Raw genomic sequence first — 18,943 nt, 5'->3', positions numbered from 1 at the left:
CCGCTCACCCGTCCCGCGGGTCCCGCCATCCGGGCGCGGCGGCCCGGGGCGGCCGGCGGATCATCCAGCGAAAGGCCAGCACGAGCGCCACGGCCGTCAGGGCGAAGAAGCAGACGGCCAGAACGACGAAATACCCCTCCCCCATGAAGGCCGGCTTGGCGGTGGCCAGGCGGGAGGGGATCTCGTGCAGCGCGCCGGCGTGGACGCCAAACGGTTTGAAGGCATCCATCTTCCCGGTCGCATCGTGGGACGTCAGCCCGGTGTAGTAGGGCACCAGGATGAAGAACAGGCCGTAAACGTCGAGGAGGCTGAAGCAGGCCAGGAGGAACCCGGCCACCCTGCGCTTCCAGGCAGGGGGATACCACAGCCACAGCCCCAGGAAGAGCCAGGCGGTTTCGGGGATCACGGCGGTGTAGACGTACCAGCCGGGGACCCCCGACGCCCCGTAGAGCAGGTCGAGGAGGGACGCCAGGTAAAGGATCCCCGCGTTGAACCAGAAGTAGAAGCTGAGCAGGGTCAGGGAGTGGGGGGGGAAGATCGTATCCGTCCCGCCGGTTGCGGCCGGGGGGGGCCCGGGGGCCCTCCGCCCCGCCGCCGCCGCGATTCGTGCCCGAAGGCCGCCGCGGGAAGCGTCCGCCGCCCCCGGGGCGAGCCGGCGCGCGAGGGAGCGTCCCCCTCGCTCCAGGAGTCTCCGCACGGGCCCGTATCGCACGCAGAGGCGAATCACGGCCCCCACGGCGGCAGCCAGGTAGAGCAGGGCGAAGAGCTGGTAGATCCACAGGCGCAGCACCAGGAAACTCCAGTTGCCGAACCAGATGTGCGAGAAAAGGGTGGTCTTGACGGTGTCCGGCCAGTCCAGGCCGGGGATGTGGCACAGGACGTCCACGGGGGTGACGCGCTGGTCCCCCACCACCAGTTGCAGCCCGGTCACGGCGCCGTAGAGGCGGTGGTTCCGCGCATACCACCAGGCGCTGACGGAAACCGCGAGGGCGAGGAACACCGCGGTGTGCGCGAGGAAGGCCCCCACGTTCCGGGGCCGGCGGAGGAACCTTGCCCCCAGGACGACGACGAAGGCGGGGAGCACGGCCATGAAATACAGCTTGGTCAGCAGGCCCGCCGCCGCCAGCAGGCCGAGCAGCACCGTCCTCCGCCAGGTCCAGGGGGACTCGCGGACGACCAGGGCGATGGCGAGGGAGAGGATCGCCACCGACAGGGAGTCGTTCCCCACCCGGCAGGTGTCGGTCATCAGGCCGGGCATGAAGGCGACGACCGCCGTCAGCACCCGGGCCAGCGACGGGTCCCCGAAGACCCTCCGGAAGATGGCGTAACCGGCCAGGACCACCACCGAGGCGAGGAGAATGGAGAATAGCCGCACCGCGAACACCCGCTCCGCCAGGTCGCCGTTTCGGAAAACCAGGTAGGGGATCGCCGCGAGGGCGTAGTAGAGCGGCCCGTGCTGGGCCTGGTAGATGTAGAGCGGGTTTGACCCGGTGTCCGAGGCGACCCCGCTCCAGGACGGCGGCGACGCCATCGCCCTCCGGACCGCCTCCCGCCGCTCGGCCTCGGGCATCCGCCACCAGTCGTCGTGGACTTTCCCGACCCTGAATCCCCCCGGTTCACGCGGCAGGGGCAGGTGCCGAAGGCTGTGGTGGATCTCCCGTGAGACGGTGTCCTGCTTCTGCACGGGGAGGCGCCCCTGCTCCACGATGTGCTGGATGTAGGCGAAGTGAAAGGGCTCGTCGAACCCTTCCCAGAGGGGGGTGATGCTGACGTAGGTCAGGGCCCGGAGGAGAAAGATCGCCCAGAGGCACCAGACGGCGAGCCACTCCCGGCGGCGGGCGGAACCGGCGGAATTGCCGGCGCATCCCGCGGCGGGTTCACCGGCCTTGTCGGTCTTTCCCCCGGACGGGAAGGTTTCGATCGGGGCATCCGGCTGCAAGGTTCGCCTCCCTCGGGAATCCAGCGGGAGCGGCCTTCCTCGGTCTCATGCGGAGGCGCAGCGCCGCCAGGCCTCACGCGGGACGCGCCCGTGGTCAGAACGTCGGGAACGTGGGCCGGATGTCGGTGGGGATGTCCTTCAGGCCCTCCAGGGTGGCCTTCACTTCGTCCGGCATCGTCCCGTAGGTTTCGATCAGCTTCCGCGCGCCCGCGTAGTCGCCCTTCGCCTCCACGGTGAGCACCGCGGCGGCCAGCGCGCGGACCCCCTCGCGGAAGCGGGCCGGGTCGACGGCGTAGTGCCGGCTCGCCGGGTCGTAGCGGATCACGCCCGCCTGTTTCAGGAAGTTGTACTGCATCATCACCCCCAGGCCATGCGCCTCCCCGACCCCGAAACGGACCGAACGGAACAGGCCGGCCAGGTAGGTGACGGCCAGGTCGGTCTCCCGCCGGGGGATGACGTCGTGGTCCATGAGGTACAGGAGGCTCCAGATGCCGGTGATGTCGGCCTTGCACTCCTCGACGGCGGCATAGAGGTCCTTCAGTTCGGCGCCGACCGTCGTGGACCGGCCGTCCACCGTGATCCTGCCGGGTCCCAGCCCGTGGCAGATCTCGTGGAGGAGGATCTCGTCGAAGTAGGACCCGAAGTTGACCCGGGGCCGGTCGGCGGGCGCCAGGACGCGCTCGGAGATGGGGACCAGGCACTGGTCGAACTTGGCCTGCATGACGTTGCGGAGCATGACTTTCTTGCTCCCCTTCGCCTCCCGGACCCGCTCGTCGTTGGGGAGGTTGAAGGCGGCGGTCTGGACACCCGGCCGGGCGTCCCCGCCCACGCGGACCTCGTCCACCACCAGCAGGGGCGACTCCTTGCCGCGGCTGAAGTTCTGGTGCTCGGGGGCCAGGGGCAGGTTGCGCTCCAGGTCGGTGAGGTAACGCTTGTACTTCTCCAGCTTGGCGCTTTCCCCGGGGTTGCGGACGCAGACGAAGGCCTCGAAGGCAGCCTTGAGACCGAACAGGGCGTCGGTGTAGACCTCGTACGGGCCGATGACCACCTCGATGGGGGTGCCCGTCACGTCCATCCAGGCGGTGTCGCTCTCGAAGTAGTCGTCGGTGAGGAAGTCCCGGGCGCGCAGTTGCAGGTAACGCTTCAACGTGGGGCTCTCGGCGAGTTCGGCGGCTTCGCGGAGCAACTTCGCCGCGGGCCCCAGGAACTCGCGGTACTCCCGGGAGTAGGGGACGGCCGTCAGCCGCCCCGCCTGCCGCCGGATCACCGTGAAGTTGCTCTTGAACGCCTTTTCGTCGGCGGAGTGGTCCTTGACCCAGCCCTCGAATTCCTCCCGGGTCATGTCCTCGGGGTAGAAACCGGCGCCCTTGGGCCGCCCCGCCGTCCCGACGAAGGGGGCGTCGTGCCGGAGGGTGTCCCAGGGCCCGAAGTTCAGCAGGAAGAAGTCGAGCAGCGCCTTCCCCCGCGCGTCACGGCGACGGGCGAGTTCCTCGCGGATCTCGACATTGCGGCGGTACACCTGCCGCAGGAAGATCTCGTCCATCAGGCCGGCGGCTTCCGAGAGCTTCCGGAGGACCTTTTTCTCCGCCTCGCTCAGGAAGGAGGTGTCCACGCGGAGTTCGACGGGGGCGAAGGCGGCCAGGGTCGGGCGGATGTCGTAGGTCGTCTCGTTCATGGTGGTCCCCTTGACGGGTTTGGGGGTTCCCTCCGCCCGGTCTCCGGCCAGGAGGGCGGGGACGGCGAGGGTGATCAGGCAGGCAGGCAACAGGGCTCTTTTCATCGGGTCTCCTCCGGTAGCGCTGGGAGACGGAGGACGGCGCGTTCCCCCGATCCCGTCGTCGGGACGTCATGCCCCGGCGCCCCGCCCGGGCGTGACACCGGGCTCTCCCGGCCTCCCGCGCGAGAGGGGGATTGTATCGCCCGCCTGGGTGGATGTCCACGTTTTCTTGCCGTGGCGGAAAAAAGTCGGGGTATAATCGTTCAGAAGTCCGGAGCGGGGAGCCAGGAGGAGGAGTTCAGAACGTTTTGTCCTTGTTGGATTTCAGCATCGGGATGCACGCCCGGCACCTTCGACCCCCGGCTGCGGGGCGTGGGGGTCAAACCTACCGGTCGCACGGAAAGCCGGGGCCCCTCCACGTCACCGGCGGGCCTTCCGACTCCCGGCTCCTGACTACCGGCTCCGGGTTTCCGTTTGATCGACCCAAATCCCGCTGGAGGTTACCATGGGCATGATGAAGGAATTCCGCGAGTTCGCCATGAAAGGGAGCGTCGTCGACCTGGCCGTCGGTGTCATCATCGGCGCCGCGTTCGGCAAGATCGTGACCTCGTTCGTCAACGAGGTCCTGATGCCCCCCCTGGGACTGCTCCTGGGCAAGATCGACTTCAACAACCTGTTCATCAACCTCTCCGAGGTTCACTACCAGACGCTGAAGGCGGCCCGTGACGCGGGGGCGCCGGTGATCGGTTACGGGGCGTTCCTCAACACGATCCTGGACTTCATCCTCATCGCCTTCGCCATCTTCATCGTCATCAAGCAGATCAACCGCATGCGCCGGGAACCGCCCCCCGCCCCGCCCGACACCCGGGACTGCCCCCTCTGCGCCACCGCCATCCCCGTCAAGGCCGTGAAGTGCCCGCATTGCACCGCCGACATCGGCGCCTGAACCTGACCCCGCCGCCCCCCGCCTTCTTGGGGGGGCGGCGACTTTGAGTGTGGTATTTTGTGCCCGGCTAACGTATACTCGGGGAAGGGTTCCGTCGAGCGACATTCACGAGGAGGGCCGGCCATGCACGTCTGTTTCTGGGGAACGCGAGGCTCGCTCCCGGCGTCGCTGACCTCGGCCGCGGTCCATTCCAAGATCCGCAAGGCCATGAAGGCCGCGGCGCGGGCGCGGGCCAGCACACCCTGCCGCCTCAACCGGATGTTCCGGGCGCTCCCCTTCGCGGTGCGCGGCGCCTACGGCTGCAACACCTCCTGCGTGGAGGTCACGGGCGGGGACGCCTACATCCTCTGCGACGCCGGAAGCGGCCTGCGGGACTTCGGCCAGCACGTCATGGACCTCGTCCACCGGGGAAAGGCCTCTTTCCCCGCCACCTTCCACCTCTTCGTCTCCCACTTCCACTGGGACCACATCCAGGGCTTCCCCTTCTTCACCCCCGCCTACATCCCCGGCAACCGGGTTCTCGTCTACGGTGGCCACGCGGATATGCGCACCCCTTTCGCCCGGCAGATGTCGCCGCCCTTTTTCCCGGTCTCCCTCGAAGCCATGGAGGCCGACCTGAGCTTCAACACCCTGCAGACCGAACGGGCCCACGTCATCGGGGGGGTGACGGTCCGGCTCATCCGGCAGAACCACCCGGGCGACTCCTACGGGTACCGTTTCGAACTGGGCGGGCGCAGCGTCGTCTACACCACCGACGCCGAGCACAAGGACAACCTCGACGCCGACTACTACCCCTTCGTCGATTTCTGCCGGGGCGCCGACCTGATCATCATGGACGCCCAGTACTCCCTCAAGGACGCCTTCACGGTCCGGGAGAACTGGGGCCACTCCAATAACATCACGGCGGTGGAACTGGCGGTGAAGGCGGAGATACCCCGCCTCTGCCTCTACCACAGCGAACACACCTGCAACGACTACCTCCTCGACCGTTTCCTGAAACAGACCCGCCGTTACGCGGAACTCCACGCCGAGGGGAAGCCGCCGAAGGTGGTCATGGCGTACGACGGGTTGAAGGTGAGGGTCTGAAATGGACCCGCAGCGCAGCGAGCACCTCCCCACCATCGTCATGGTCTGCTTCGCCTCCTTCATGGCCACCCTGGACGCCTACATCGTCAACGTTTCCCTCCCCGCCATCGCCCAGGGTTTCAGGGCTTCCATGAGCGACGTTTCCCGGGTGATCCTCTGCTACATGCTCTCCCTGAGCAGCACCACCCTGGTTTTCGGCAAGCTCTCCGACCGGCTCGGCGCACGGCGGCTCCTGCTCCTGGGTTTCGCGGTTTTCGGGGGGGCGTCCCTGCTCTGCGGCATCGCGCCCACCCTGCTCAGCCTGATCGGCGCCCGGTTCGTCCAGGGCTTCGGGGCCGCCATGATCATCATCTCCGGTTATGCGGCCCTCTCGAAGTTCCTGCCCGAGACCCTGCGCGGTTGGGCGTTCGGCCTCGTCTCCACGTCGGCCGCCCTCGGCGTCGCCGTGGGCGCCCCGCTGGGGGGCGTGGTCACCGGGTATCTCTCCTGGCACTGGATCTTCCTCATCAACATCCCCATCGGGGGCATGGCCATCCTCGCCGGGCGCCGCTTCCTCCCGGACGACTCCCGGGAGGCGACGGCGAGGGAGCGGGAGCCCTTCGACTACCCCGGGGCCCTCTTCAGCTTCCTGGCGATCCTGGGCCTCGTCTACGCCCTGAACAACGGGACGGAACACGGCTGGGGCTCGCCCCCCATCCTGACGGCCTTCGGCATCGCTCTGGTCTTCCTGTTCCTCTTCCTCCGACGGGAGACCCGCTGCCCCGCCCCCCTGCTCAAGCTGTCCCTCTTCGCCATCCGGCGCCTGGACGTGGCGCTGATCGCCTTCATGGCCGCCACCATGGTCATCGCCGGGAACAACTTCCTCATGCCCTTCTTCCTGGAGTACGGCAAGGGGTTGCCCCCCCAGCAGACGGGCTTCGTGCTGATGATCTACTCCGTCGCCCTCATGCTCGTGGGCCCCCTGGCCGGCCGGCTCTCGGACCGCCTCCCCCCCACCGTCCTCTGCACCCTGGGCATGGCTTCCGCATCCGGGGCCTGCCTCTTTTTCGCCCTCGACCTGCAGACGCCCGGGCTGGGGTCGGCACTGGTCTTCCTGGCCTGGCAGGGGGCTTCCCTGGCCCTGTTCCTCTCGCCCAACGCCAACCACGTCATGCGCCTCGCCCCGGCGGGGGAACAGGGTTCCACCTCGGGGGTGTTCAACCTCTTCAGCCGCCTGGGCATGATCCTGGGTGTCTGCCTCTTCGAAAGCATCTTCACCACCCTGTTCCCCGGGGACATCCACCTGCTGGCGAAGGGGGCCACCCTTCCCCCGTCCCTCCTGGGAGCGTTCCGCTGGTGCTGGCTGGCGGCCGTCGGTCTGTGCCTCCTCGTGGCGGTGCTCTCCGCGGTGTCCATCACCCGTCGCCCGGCCCCCGGGGCCGCGGAGCCGGGCCCCGTCCTCCTGGACGGCTAGACGGCGGGCCGGGAAGGCGTCATGGTCCAGCGCATCGGGAAATACGAGATCGTCGAGACCCTGGGCAAGGGCGCCATGGGGGTGGTCTACAAAGGCTACGACCGCCGCCTGGACCGGGGGGTGGCCATCAAGACCATGTTCGGCCACCTCACCGAGGACCGGGACGCCTACGAGCGCTTCCTCAAGGAGGCCCAGGCCCTCGCCCGGCTCCACCACCCCAACATCGTCGCCATCCACGACATGGACGAGGAAAACGGGTCGCCCTACATCGTCATGGAACTCCTGGAGGGCCAGGACCTCAAGCAGTTGATGACGGCGTCCGGGCGCCTCCCCCACGAGCAGGTCGTCGACCTCGTCGCCCAGGCGGCTTCCGGGCTGGAGTGCGCCCACAAGCACGGCATCGTCCACCGTGACGTCAAGCCCGCCAATCTCTTCGTGACCGCCGACGGGACGGTGAAGCTCGTGGACTTCGGCGTGGCCCGGCTCCTCCAGGGGCTGGCCCAGACCCGCGCCGGCGTCGCGGTGGGGACGGCCACCTACATGAGCCCCGAACAGGCCCGGGGGGAGCGGGTCGAAGCGCCCTCGGACCAGTTCTCCCTGGGCGTCATCGCCTACGAGTTGCTCCGGGGGGAGGTCCCCTTCAAGGCCGAGACGCTGACCGGCGTCCTCATGAAGATCATCACCGAGCCGCCGCCGCCCCTCACCCCCGGCCAGGACCGCTGTTCCGCCGAGATGGCCGCCACGGTGATGCGGGCCCTGGACAAGTTCCCCGAGCGCCGCTTCGCCAGCGTCACGGCCTTCGCCGACGCTTTCCGCGCCTCCCTGTCCCTGGCGCAGCGGGGCCCCGCGACGCCCTTCCCGACGCTCCTGGCCGGTGACACGGCCCGGGTCGCCACCCAGGCCCAGACCGAACAGGCCCGCGGGGCCCGGACGGTCCCGATGCCGCCGGGGGGGCCGACCCGCCTCGACGCGTCCTCGGCCACGCGAACCTACGCCATCGCCCCGCCGCCCGCACCCGGCCCCTGGACCACGCCGCCGCCGTACCTCCCGCCGCCCGCCGCCCCCCCGGGAGCCTACCCTCCCCCGGCAGGGTTCGGGCCCCCGTCGGGCCCCGTCCCGGCCCCCGCCGGCGTCCGCCCCCCGGCCCCGGCGCGGGCGTCCTCGCCCCGCGCCCGCGCGCCCCGCCGCAGCCCCTGGCCGTGGGTCCTCCTGGGCCTGCTGGGGGTCGGGCTGGCCGCCGGGGCCGTCATCCTCTTCTTCAACCCCTTCGGCGGGACTGGTCCCACCCCCCCCGCCGATCCCGGGTCGCCGGGTTCCGGGCCTCCGCCCGGGACCGTCATCCCTTCGGGGGGAACCCCCTCGCTCCCGGGCGGGACGGTCGCCCCGCCGGGGGGGTCCGTCACGCCCCCCGGCGGAGACGGGGCCACCGGCGCCGGCGGGAGCGTCCCGGGCACCGGGCCGGGCACGGGCCTTCCCGGCGGGACACCCGGCGGCGACACGGGCCCCCCGCCCTCCCCCACGGCGGACCTGATGGCGGCCATCGAGGCTCACTCCCCCGGCGCCGTGCCGGGCACCCAGGCCCTGCTCCTGGTCGCCCCGGCGCTCGGGATCCCCGATGGGGCGATCCACCTGATGCAAAAGGACGGCGGCCGCTGGCGGGCCGTGGACTCTATCCGCGCCGGCGTGGGCAAGGTCGGGCTCGCCCCGCCGGGCCTCAAGCGCGAGGGCGACCAGCGCGTCCCCTCGGGTTCCTACGCCCTGGGGCCCGCCTTCGGGTACGCGCCCCGGGCCGACACCGCCATGGAGTACATCGCCGTCACCGACCAGGACTACTGGGTGGTCAACCCCGTCTCGCCGCGATACAACCGCCCGCTCCGTTCGCCCCGCCCCCTCCAGAGCCGCCGCGAACTGGAGAAGCTCCGCCGGGCCGACGAGCAGTACGCCCTGGCCCTGGTGGTGCAGTACAACATGCACCCGGTCCGGGCCGGGTTGGGCAGCGCGATCTTCCTCTGCCTGTCGCCGAGGCCCGGCGCCCGGGTATCCGGCTGCGTCACCCTCGACCGCCCCGACATGGAGCGCCTCCTCCGCTGGCTGGACCCCCGGCGCTCGCCCCGGATCATCCTGGGCGTGGAGGACAGCCTCCGGCGCGGCCCCGTGGGGGAGTGACCCCCTCGCAAGCCGTGGCGCGAGCTTCAGCTTGCGCGAGTGGACGAAAAGGCGTGGTGCCGCCTTCGAAGGCGGCGGAACAAACAAGGGAACGCCAATCTCTGCAACTTTTCCCGAGGCCATCGACCATGATCACTTTCCCCTCCGCCCTGGTCTTCACCGCGCTCCTCCTCGCCGCCGTCACGGCCGCCGCGACCCCGCCGCCCGACCCGAAGGCGTCGGGCAAGGCCGCCGCCCCACCCGCGGGGAAACCGGCCGTACCGGCGAAACCGGCCCCGCCGGCGGCCCACCAGGCGCTGGACCGCGCCGCCGCCGCGGCCCTCCTGGCCCGCTTCGAGGCCGACAACCCGGGGTGCCCGCCGCTCGCGGAATCCCGGCAGCTCCTCCTGGCGGTGAACCTGCAGCCCGAGTGCCCCTGGGCGCGCTTCTTCACCTTCGAGCGGCCGGCCCCGGGCCAACCCTGGAAGATCGTGACGGGGCCCCTGGACGTCCACGTCGGCAAGCGCGGCTTCGCCCCCTTCGGGAAGAAGGTGGCGGGGGACCGGAAGACCCCCTCCGGGCTCTTCCCGCTGGGGACGGCCTTCGGCTACGCACCCTCCGCCGTCACGAAACTCGACTACCGTCCGGCCACGGCCAGGGACTGCTGGGTGGACGACCCCCGCTCCCCGGACTACAACCGGTGGGTGAGCAAACCGCCCCCCGCGGGCGTGTCGCACGAGAAGATGCGCCGCGCCGACGACCTCTACCGCCTGGGGCTGGTCATCCGCTACAACGAGGACCCGATCGTCCCCGGCAAGGGGAGCGCCATCTTCCTCCACATCCGGCGCACCGACCGCGTCGGCACCGCCGGCTGCGTGGCGATGCTCCCCGCCGAGGTCGCCGCCCTCCTGGCCTGGCTCGACCAGGCCGCCTGCCCCGTCATCCTGATGGGATCAAGGGCGGAACTGGAGACCCTTCGTCTGCCCAGGGCCCCGGCGTCGGGGAAAGCCGGGCAATAGGCGAGCGGGAAACGATGAAGCGGAAGGGGCCAGCTACCCTCAAACCAAAGCGGGATTTCCAAGGTGCTTTTGCTGAGGGAGCCGCCAATACACCCTCACCTCCCCCTCGATCGCCGGCAGCGCGCGGGTCGCCTTGCGGAGTGCGGCGCGCAGGCTGCCGGAGCGGCGCGGCCCGCCAAGTCCGCAGCCGCTCCCTGAAGACGGCGCTCCGGCAGCCTGCGCGCCTTGCTTTTCGGGTCTGTTTCAAAGCGGCGCTCCGGCAGCCTTCGCGCCGCACTCCCCAGGACGATTCCCCGGCCGCACGCGCGCAGGCTACTTCAGCACCGGCGGGCGGAAGAACATGGAGTAGAAGAACTCCTTCTTGAACTCCGGGAACTGGTCGGTCTTCCGGTTGATCACCCCGTCGAGGTCGCGGTCGGGGTAGTACCCCTGGCAGAACGTGGCCGTCTTCATGTAGGCGGAGAAGGCGTCGATGTGTTTTTCCCGGCGGGCCACCATGGCCCGGGAGATGTACTCCAGCGTCTGGTAGGTGCCGGCCGTGACGAAGATGTTGATCAGCTTGAAGAAGTCCTGGAGGATGTACTCGATCATGTGCTGGCTGGTGACCACGTTGCACCCCTGGAACTTCCGGAGCTGGGCCTTCTGGTACCCCGACGGCAGCAGGAAGCGCTCCTTTTGGCCCTCGATGCCGACCTCCCACTCGAGGACGTCGTAGGGTTCGGCGAACTCGGTTTCCCCCTCGGTGATTTTCCCGTACTGGGGGACGGTGAAGCGGCTGGTGACCTTCCGCCCGGAGAAGTCCGAGACGATGTCGATCCGGAGCTGCCTCCGGGCTTCATCGTAGGAGGACCCGGAGGACATGAAGCACATCCGGTCCTTGTGGAGCGCGTGGTTGTGGAAGGCGCCGAAGGCGTAGGCGGTGGTCTCGGCGATGTGATGGCAGAGGTAGTTGGCATTCATCAACTGGTAGACGAGCTGCTGGATGGCCATGGGCGCGTTGTCGGGGACCCTGAACAACTCCTGGGCGTAGTCCTGGAAGTGATCCCGGTTGCACAGGGGGCCCTTGCTGCCGCAGTAGTGCCGTCCGAGGTAATACTCCTCGACGGACAGGACGCAGTCCGGGAAATCCCCGCGCAGCAGCGAGAACCGGTTGTGGAAGCGCACCGTCATCAGGATGGGGGTCACAAAGCGGGTGATGGAATCGGAGAACACCCCCTTGCCGAACGAGTTGATCTGGACGGCCACGGCCTGGTAGAGGCCCCGCCCGATCCGGTTGACGCAGGCGAAACCGTCCCGGCAGTAAACCTTGCCGTCGCTGTCGAAGGACCGGTCGGCCATGAGTTGTTCCGTGAACCGGTCGAGTTGCTCGGGGAGAATCCTTTCCCCTTTGCCGAAAACCGGGAGGCTCTTTTTCACCGCGGCCTTGAATTTCCGGAATTTCGCGAAAGCCATGCACACCTCCTCCGCTCAAATTTGACATCCCCGCAACAGTCGGAAAACGAACAGGAAAAGGGTTGAATACCTTTGTTCGTCTCGCCGCCCGGCCAGGCGACGCCACGGTCGGCGATGCCTCGTTCATCCCCCGGGGACGCGGGCCGTTGCACGCGTCGCCCGCCGGGGTTTTCCCTCGCCCTGGCCGGCCGCCCCCCGCCGGCGACGGGTTTACTCCGGCAGGACCAGCTCGGTTCGCCGGTTGAGGGCGCGACCCTCGGGGGTGTCGTTGCTGTCCAGGGGGTAGTCGGGCCCGTATCCCTGGACGCGCATCCGGTCTTTGGGCACCTGGTGCCGTTCGAGACAGGCGGCCACGGCTTGGGCCCGGTCGAGGGACAGGGCGAGGTTGTGGGCCTTCCCCCCGGTGTTGTCGGTGTGCCCGCAGACGTAGACCGGGACGTCCCCGAAATGTTGCACCAGGAATGCCGCCTGCAGTTCGAGGACCGGGAGGACCTCCGGCTTGAGGTCCGCCTTGTCCACGTCGAAGACCGCCCGGTCGGAGTAGTCGAAGACCACCGCCTTCGCAAAGCCCAGGGCCTTGAGGCTGCCGGTGGGCTCGCCGAAACGGAAGGTGATCTGCACGCGTTCCGGGGACAGGATCCGCACCCGCTTCTCCACGTAGTCCTTGCCGTCTCTTCGGGCAACCACCCGGGAAAGGTCCCCGAGGTCGGTCAGGTGGAGGTTCACCGGGGTTTCCCCGAACTCCCTTTCCCGGTAGATCACCACGGCCTTCTCCGGGAGCGAGACCACCTCCGCCTCGATGCCGGGCTCCACCGGCTGCAGCGGGGGCGGCGGCGGCTGGGGCGCCTGCGGGGCGGGCTTCGCCTCCACCGGCTTCTTCGCGGGCGAGCAGCCGGACAGGGCGGCCGCCAGGGTCAGGGTCACGAGCGCGGGCCAGACGATCTGCCTCATGAGGTCCTCCCTTTCAGAACAGTTCCACGGAGACGGCGGTGGCGGCCTCGACCGGTTGGCCCCGGGCGTCCACCGCCGGTTTGAAGACGTATCGCGCGACGGCCTGGAGGGCGGCCCGGCCACACTCCGGGGCAACCGCCGACAGCACCCGGGACGTCTTCACCCGGCCGTCCTCCCCGACAATGACGGACACGCTGACGGTCCGGCCCCGGCAACCCTCCGGGATACCCTCGGGCAGCCGGATCGTGGCACGGTCCAGCAGTTGCGGCGGTCGGACGGGCCGGCGGACGAGGGGCTCCGGTGCGGAAGCCCCGGGGAGAGGACCGGCCCGCCGGGCATCCCCCGACGCGGGCGGCCCGCTCGCCGCCGGTTTCCGAGCCGGGGCCGGGCTTGTTGCACCGGCCTCCGCGGCGGGCCGGGACGCGTTGCGGCCGTCGGCGGCGGGGATGACCACGGAAGCCGACGGCGTCCCGGAAACGGAAGGGGATTTCCCCGCGGCCCCGGGCGCCGAAGGGGCCTCACCGCCCGCCGGACCCGAGGGCGAGCGGTCCCAGGCGGCCCACAGCAGGACGATCGCCACCGCCACCAGGCCCGTCAGGCCGACGGCCCAGGTCAGCAGGCGCTTCCCCGGCGGTTTGCGCCACCGGCGTACCGGGGCGATGCGGGCCCGCAGGGTGGGGTCGTAGAGCGCGCCTTCCGTCGGGACGATCTCGTTTCCCAGCCACAGTTTCGTCCCGAAGGAGGCTTCCAGGGCAGGCCCCGGCGGTTCCCCCACCGCGCGGAGAAGGGCGAGGTAATCGTCCCGCATCCGCCCGGCGTTCGGGTAACGGTCTCCCCGCTCCCGTTCCAGGGAGCGCATGATGATGGCCTCGTGCCGGGGGTCCATCTCCGGCCGCCGTTCGGACAGGGGCACGGGGTCGCCGTGCATCCGGGAGAAGATCGCCTGGACCGTCGAGGCGGCCGGGAAGGGAAACTCCCCGGTCAGCAGCTCGTAGAAGGTCACCCCGAGCGAGTAGATGTCCGACTGGCCGTCGGGCTCGAGGCCCGACACCACCTCGGGGGACAGGTAGACCGGGGTCCCCACGAGGATCCCCGTCTGGGTCAGCTTCATGGCGTCCGCGGAACGGGCGATCCCGAAGTCCATCAGGTAGGGGCGGCAGGCCTCGTCGATGATGATGTTGGCCGGCTTGATGTCCCGGTGCACGATCCGGTTCCGGTGGATGTAGTCGAGGGCGTCGAGGAGCGGCACGGCGATCTGGGCGATCGCCCGCTCGATCAGGGGGCCGGTGGACCGGTAGACCCGGTCCAGCGTGGGCCCGTCGACGTACTGCATGGTGTACCAGAAGATCCCCTCGTCGATGCCGAAGTCGTAGACCTTGACGATGTTGGGGTGGTCCAGGGTGGCGGCCAGCTTCGCCTCGTTGGTGAAGCGCACCCCGAACCCCGGGTCGTCCGGGCGGCCCGTGGTGAGGACCTTCAGCGCCTCGAAGCGGCCGAGGCGGAGGTTGGTGACCCGGTAGACGACGGCGGAACCGCCCTCGCCGAGGACTCCCTCGAACCGGTACTGCCCGCCCAGCAGGTCCCGCAGGTGGGCCAGCCGGTAGTCCTCACGGCCTTTCATGGGTCGCCCTGCTCCCCGGCCGGCCCGGAACCGGGGTCCCGTTCCCCGTCTTCCGGGACGTCCCCGCTTCCCGTCACCCGGTTCAGGACCCGGCTCAACTCGAGACTGGTGTAGGGTTTGGTGATGGAATCGCAGAAACCGTGGGCCTTGAAGTCCCGCAGGACGGGGTTGTCGGAATACCCGCTCGAGACGATGACCCGGGCTTCCCCGTCGATCGCGAGGATCTTCCGGACCGCCTCCCGGGCCCCCATGCCGCCCGGCACGGTCAGGTCGAGGATCACCGCGTCGAAGGGCTCGCCCTCGTCCGCCCAGCGCTGGAAGAGTTCCACGGCCTGCTCGCCGCCGGAGGCGCAGACGACACGGTAGCCGAGCGTCCGGGCCAGTTCGCCGACGACGCTGCGAACCACCATCTCGTCGTCCATGACGAGGACGCGGCCGGCCCCGCGAATCGGGACGGCCCGCGCCTCCCGGCTGCGACGGGCCACGCCCCCGGTGGCCGGGAGGTAGACGGTGAACAGGGAGCCGGTCCCCACCCAGGACTCCACGTCGATGAACCCGTCGTGCTTGAGGATGATGGTGTAGCAGGTGGCGAGCCCGAGCCCGCTCCCGTCGGGTTTCGTGGTGAAGTACGGGTCGAAGATCCGCGGCAGGTGCTCCCGGGCGATCCCGACGCCCTCGTCGCGGAAGGTGATCTTCAGGTACCGCCCCTCTCGCAGCGGAAGGACCCGGGAGGACTCCACGACGAAGTTCTCCGCACGGACCCGGATCTCCCCGCCTTCGGGCATGGCCTGGACCGCGTTGACCACCAGGTTGGCGATCACCTGGCCGATCTGCCCCTCGTCGGCCTCGACGGGCCACAAACCCGGGGCGATGGACACGGCGGCCTTCACGTTCGATCCCCGGACCGACAGGCCGACCAGTTGACGGATCACCGGTTCCAGCTGGGTCACCTTCCGGACCGGGTCTCCCCCCTTGGCGAAGGTGAGCAGCTGGCGGGCCAGTTCCTTCGCGTTGAGCGTGGCGGCCTCGGCTTCGGTGAGCCGGGCGTGGGTCTCGCCGCCCGGGGGCAGGGGCATGCGGGCCAGGTCGAGGTTCCCGAGGATGGCAGTGATCATGTTGTTGAAATCATGAGCGATCCCGCCGGCCATCAACGCCAGGGACTCCAGTCGCTGCACCCGCGCGGCCTCGGCTTCCATGCGCTTCTTCTCGGTGAGGTCCCGGATCACGCAGATGACCCGGAACGGTCCGCCGCGCTTCCGGTTGGGGCGAATGAAGAGTTCCGCGGGGAAACACTCGCCGTTCTTGCGTTTCATCTCGCACTCGGTCCGCAGGAAACCCATGGTCCCCGTGGTCCGCTTCATCTCCTCCTCGAAGCGGGTGAACGCGTCGTCGCCCGTGTGGAGCCTCCGCGTGTCCTGCCCGTGAATCTCGGTTTCCTCGTACCCGAAGATCTTCCGGACCGCGTCGTTGCTCTGGACGATCACCCCGGTCTCGGGGTCGAGCAACAGCACCGCCTCCTCCAGGGCGCCGAGGGTCAGGTCGAAGAGTTCGAGCGATTCCCGGAGCCGCAGCTGGGTGCGGTGCAGATCGGCGTTCTGCCACGCGATCAGGACGTGGAGAAAACCGGCCGATAGCCCGATCGGCAGGGCAACGGCAACAAGGCCGGGCAGGCCCCCGAGGTCGGGGCTCTGGCCGAGGGCCCTCAGGATCGCCTGGGCCAGGGCCAGGAGCGCGACCAGGACCAGGGCCTGAAAGGCGACGATCCGTACCGGTGTCAGTTTCTTCATGAGGGGTACCCGTGAACGCGGACGTTTGGAAACAACCGGATAAATCATACCACAATTCAGGGTTGCATGGACGATCAAACGGAGGGGGTGTCACGAAGCTTTCGCGGGGAGGCGGCGGGGCACGCGGTCCGTGCGCCCCGGGAACCGCCGGCGCCGCGCGCGTGAGCCGGCGGTAAATCCTTCGGCTTTTTCCGCTCCCGGAAGGTCACGCCTCCCGCGTCTGTTTCCGGGGAGAGCGCGGCCCTGCTCAGACCGGGACGGGGAGGCTCTCGAGCAGTTCCAGGATGGCGGTCTCGGCCTCCTCGCGCATGTTGTAGATGCGGGAGAACCTCCGCTTGAGGATGACGCGGTGGGACAGGACGGGCACCGCCATGGACTTGACGTCGTCCGGGATGCAGAAGGTCCTCCCCTCCAGCAGGGCGTGGGCCTTGGCCGCCCGGTGCAGGGCCTGGGACCCGCGGGGGCTGATCCCCACGTGGAACGGTTCCCGTTTCCGGGTCTCCGTGACGATGGCCAGGATGTAATCCAGGATGCTCTCGTCCATGGCGGTCCGCTCGATCGCCTCGGAGAGGGCGATCACCTCCTGGGCCTTCATCACGGGCTCCAGGCCGTTCAGGGCGTCCTGGCCCCGCAAGTCCGTCAGGATGCGCTTTTCGTCCTCCACGCCGGGGTACCCGATCCGGATCCGCATGAAGAACCGGTCCATCTGGGACTCCGGGAGGGGAAAGGTGCCGTGGTACTCCACGGGGTTCTCGGTGGCCAGGACCAGGAAAGGCGCCGGGAGGGAGTGGGTCTCGTTGTCCAGCGTGACCCGGCGTTCGTTCATGGCCTCCAGCAGGGCGCTCTGGGTTTTCGGCGTGGCCCGGTTGATCTCGTCGGCCAGGACGATGTTGGCGAAGACGGGGCCCGGCCGGAAGTGGAAGGTCTTCTGGTCGCCGTCGAGGATCGACACCCCGACTATGTCGGAGGGCAGGAGGTCGCTGGTGAACTGGATCCGCTTGAAGGTGCCGTCGATGGAGCGCGCCAGGGCGTGGGCGAGGGTGGTCTTCCCCACGCCGGGAACGTCTTCGATCAGCAAGTGTCCCCCCGACAGGAGGCTGATGATGGCGAGTTCCGCCACGTCGTCCTTGCCGAAGAGGGCCTTGCCGATGTTGTCCTTGAGTTTGCGAATCTGTTCGGTTTCAGTCACTTTCTCCCTCGGTCCTCATGTAACAAGTTTCTTCGATGCATCGGAATCGCAATCGGTATCGCTATCGGTATCGCTATCGGTATCGCAATCGGTATCGCAATCGCTATCGGGGTCGCTGTCGCCATCACGGGAAGGGTCGAGTTCGAATTGCGCTACCGAAAGCGATTGCGACTGCGATTGCGACTGCGATACCGATACCGATTGCGACTGCGATTCCGATACCGATACCGACCCCGATGTGTTCTTTGGGAAGAGACAGGGGGTCAGATGAAAAAATTCAGCACCCTCGCCCCGCCGCCCACCTCGAGGGCGAACTTGAGGGCGCGGGTGATGAAGATCTTCCCGTTGATCACGGCGTCGAGAAGCGTCATCCCCTTGGCCAGCCCCGAGGTGATGGCCGCGGAGTAACTGCACCCGGTGCCGTGGGTCTCCCCTCCGGGGATGCGCTTCTCCGTGAGCAGGGTGAACTCCGAGCCGTCGAAGAACAGGTCGGTGGCGTCGTCGGTGAGGTGCCCCCCCTTGATGAGGATGTTCTTCACTCCCCACCGGTGGATTTCCAGGGCGGCTTCCCGCATCCCCTCGGCGTCGTGGACGTCCTTCCCGGTCAGGGCCCGGGCCTCCTCCAGGTTGGGCGTCACCAGCAACGCCTTCCCGATCAGCCGGCGAAGGGCGTCCCGGGTGTCCTCCAGGACGAGGGAATCCTGGCTGGTGGCCACCATGACGGGGTCCACCACCACCTGGCCGAGCCGGAAGCGGTCGATGCAGTCGATGACGGCCTCCACCGCCTTCCCGTCCGCCAGCATCCCGGTCTTGACCGGCATGGGACCGAGGTCGTCCAGGACCATCTCCACCTGCCGGCGGATGAAGTCCGGCTCCACGGGGAAGATCCCGCCGACCCCCCGGGTGTTCTGGGCCGTCAGGGCGGTGATCGCGGCGCAGCCGTAGACCTCGAAGTTGGTGAAGGTCTTCAGGTCGGCCTGGATGCCCGCCCCGCCGGACGGGTCCGAGCCGGCCACGGTCAGGGCCTTGAAGACCTTCGGCTTGACCAGGATGGAGCGGAACGGTCGCTGTTTGAGCAGGTCGCGGAATTTCTTGCCTTCGGGGTGGTCGTGGTCGTCACGTTTTCGGGCGCGCATCGTATCGCTTCATCCTTTGAAAAAAGGGCGGGCCGGGGGGCCCGCCCTGGGAGGGTGCGGTCGGCCGGCCCCGGGTCGCGGGCCGGCCCTCGCCGCCGGGTCAGTACAGCGGCACCCCGGCGTAGGTCACCAGCCGCTTCCCGTCCGACGTCTCGATGAATGCGTGCGCCGTGAAGATGTTGTTCCCCTCCACCAGCAGCCACGCCATCACCCCGTCCGTCGGGATCGCCGCCGTCACGTCCACGTCCGCCTTCGCGTTCTTCGCCAGCGCCACCGGGTACGTCCCCAGCAGCAGCCCGTCCGCTCCGTACGCTTTCACCGTCGCCGCCATCGGCGCGTCGCTCTTGTTGATCAGCCGCACGTGCGTGCCCCCGGGCTCAACCACCGGGAACACCTGCCGCCCGTACGCCTGCTCCAGCGCCCGCAACCCGTCGAACCGGAACGGCGTCCCCCGCGACAGCACCAGCTCGAAACCCACGATCCGCTCGAACGCCCCCAGCAG

General features: G+C 69.0%; 14 protein-coding genes. 5 read left to right on the top strand and 9 right to left on the bottom strand.

Annotation, left to right across the window (positions count from 1 at the left end; translation table 11 throughout):
• Positions 1 to 4 precede the first annotated feature (4 nt).
• Positions 5 to 1,939 (bottom strand): glycosyltransferase family 39 protein, encoded by a 1,935-nt coding sequence (locus KA419_00070; protein MBP7864312.1) that lies wholly within the window; start codon positions 1,937 to 1,939, stop codon positions 5 to 7.
• 94 nt (positions 1,940 to 2,033) lie between these two features.
• On the bottom strand, positions 2,034 to 3,719 hold the full coding sequence (locus tag KA419_00065) for a peptidase (protein MBP7864311.1): 1,686 nt from the start codon (positions 3,717 to 3,719) through the stop codon (positions 2,034 to 2,036).
• Positions 3,720 to 4,167: 448 nt separating this feature from the next.
• Between KA419_00065 and mscL the strand changes: the two genes are divergently transcribed.
• From mscL to KA419_00040, 5 genes are all read left to right on the top strand, one after another.
• On the top strand, positions 4,168 to 4,602 hold the full coding sequence (gene mscL, locus KA419_00060; GenBank protein ID MBP7864310.1) for a large conductance mechanosensitive channel protein MscL: 435 nt from the start codon (positions 4,168 to 4,170) through the stop codon (positions 4,600 to 4,602).
• Between the two features lie 123 nt (positions 4,603 to 4,725).
• The gene (locus tag KA419_00055) at positions 4,726 to 5,688 is read left to right on the top strand and encodes an MBL fold metallo-hydrolase (protein MBP7864309.1); all 963 of its coding nucleotides are present in this window, start codon (positions 4,726 to 4,728) and stop codon (positions 5,686 to 5,688) included.
• Between the two features lies 1 nt (position 5,689).
• Entirely contained in the window at positions 5,690 to 7,141 is a 1,452-nt protein-coding gene (locus tag KA419_00050) for an MFS transporter (protein MBP7864308.1), read from the top strand.
• 21 nt (positions 7,142 to 7,162) lie between these two features.
• On the top strand, positions 7,163 to 9,307 hold the full coding sequence (locus tag KA419_00045; protein ID MBP7864307.1) for a protein kinase: 2,145 nt from the start codon (positions 7,163 to 7,165) through the stop codon (positions 9,305 to 9,307).
• Between the two features lie 128 nt (positions 9,308 to 9,435).
• Positions 9,436 to 10,305, top strand: a complete 870-nt coding sequence (locus KA419_00040) for a L,D-transpeptidase family protein (GenBank protein MBP7864306.1) — start codon at positions 9,436 to 9,438, stop codon at positions 10,303 to 10,305.
• 312 nt (positions 10,306 to 10,617) lie between these two features.
• Here KA419_00040 and KA419_00035 read toward each other — a convergent pair whose 3' ends face one another.
• From KA419_00035 to KA419_00005, 7 genes are all read right to left on the bottom strand, one after another.
• Complete coding sequence (locus KA419_00035; protein MBP7864305.1) at positions 10,618 to 11,757, bottom strand: hypothetical protein; 1,140 nt, start codon at positions 11,755 to 11,757, stop codon at positions 10,618 to 10,620.
• 210 nt (positions 11,758 to 11,967) lie between these two features.
• Positions 11,968 to 12,708, bottom strand: coding sequence for an OmpA family protein (locus KA419_00030; protein MBP7864304.1), 741 nt, complete (start codon positions 12,706 to 12,708; stop codon positions 11,968 to 11,970).
• 13 nt (positions 12,709 to 12,721) lie between these two features.
• A complete protein-coding gene (locus KA419_00025; GenBank protein MBP7864303.1) occupies positions 12,722 to 14,329 on the bottom strand; it encodes a protein kinase in 1,608 nt (535 codons plus the stop codon).
• The gene (locus tag KA419_00020) at positions 14,326 to 16,116 is read right to left on the bottom strand and encodes a PAS domain S-box protein (GenBank protein MBP7864302.1); all 1,791 of its coding nucleotides are present in this window, start codon (positions 16,114 to 16,116) and stop codon (positions 14,326 to 14,328) included. The genes KA419_00025 and KA419_00020 overlap by 4 nt, the downstream gene beginning before the upstream one ends.
• A 247-nt stretch (positions 16,117 to 16,363) precedes the next feature.
• Positions 16,364 to 17,305 (bottom strand): MoxR family ATPase, encoded by a 942-nt coding sequence (locus tag KA419_00015; protein MBP7864301.1) that lies wholly within the window; start codon positions 17,303 to 17,305, stop codon positions 16,364 to 16,366.
• 263 nt (positions 17,306 to 17,568) lie between these two features.
• Positions 17,569 to 18,354 carry a bifunctional hydroxymethylpyrimidine kinase/phosphomethylpyrimidine kinase gene (thiD, locus tag KA419_00010; protein ID MBP7864300.1) on the bottom strand — a complete coding sequence of 262 codons (786 nt, stop codon included), beginning with the start codon at positions 18,352 to 18,354 and terminating at the stop codon, positions 17,569 to 17,571.
• 187 nt (positions 18,355 to 18,541) lie between these two features.
• Positions 18,542 to 18,943: hypothetical protein (locus KA419_00005; GenBank protein ID MBP7864299.1), on the bottom strand; the 402-nt coding region annotated here is incomplete at its 5' end.

It is taken from the genome of Acidobacteriota bacterium (genome assembly GCA_018001935.1).
GTDB lineage: Bacteria > Acidobacteriota > JAAYUB01 > JAAYUB01 > JAAYUB01 > JAGNHB01.
The sequence above is the reverse complement of the archived record's forward strand: the minus strand, read 5'-3'. Positions and strand labels throughout refer to the sequence as shown.

Bases quoted from the DNA above. Each gene is read 5' to 3' on its own strand.
- KA419_00065 (MBP7864311.1), bottom strand. From the start codon at position 3,719: ATGAAAAGAGCCCTGTTGCCTGCCTGCCTGATCACCCTCGCCGTCCCC.
- mscL (MBP7864310.1), top strand. From the start codon at position 4,168: ATGATGAAGGAATTCCGCGAGTTCGCCATGAAAGGGAGCGTCGTCGAC.
- KA419_00055 (MBP7864309.1), top strand. From the start codon at position 4,726: ATGCACGTCTGTTTCTGGGGAACGCGAGGCTCGCTCCCGGCGTCGCTG.
- KA419_00050 (MBP7864308.1), top strand. From the start codon at position 5,690: ATGGACCCGCAGCGCAGCGAGCACCTCCCCACCATCGTCATGGTCTGC.
- KA419_00045 (MBP7864307.1), top strand. From the start codon at position 7,163: ATGGTCCAGCGCATCGGGAAATACGAGATCGTCGAGACCCTGGGCAAG.
- KA419_00040 (MBP7864306.1), top strand. From the start codon at position 9,436: ATGATCACTTTCCCCTCCGCCCTGGTCTTCACCGCGCTCCTCCTCGCC.
- KA419_00035 (MBP7864305.1), bottom strand. From the start codon at position 11,757: ATGGCTTTCGCGAAATTCCGGAAATTCAAGGCCGCGGTGAAAAAGAGC.
- KA419_00030 (MBP7864304.1), bottom strand. From the start codon at position 12,708: ATGAGGCAGATCGTCTGGCCCGCGCTCGTGACCCTGACCCTGGCGGCC.
- KA419_00025 (MBP7864303.1), bottom strand. From the start codon at position 14,329: ATGAAAGGCCGTGAGGACTACCGGCTGGCCCACCTGCGGGACCTGCTG.
- KA419_00020 (MBP7864302.1), bottom strand. From the start codon at position 16,116: ATGAAGAAACTGACACCGGTACGGATCGTCGCCTTTCAGGCCCTGGTC.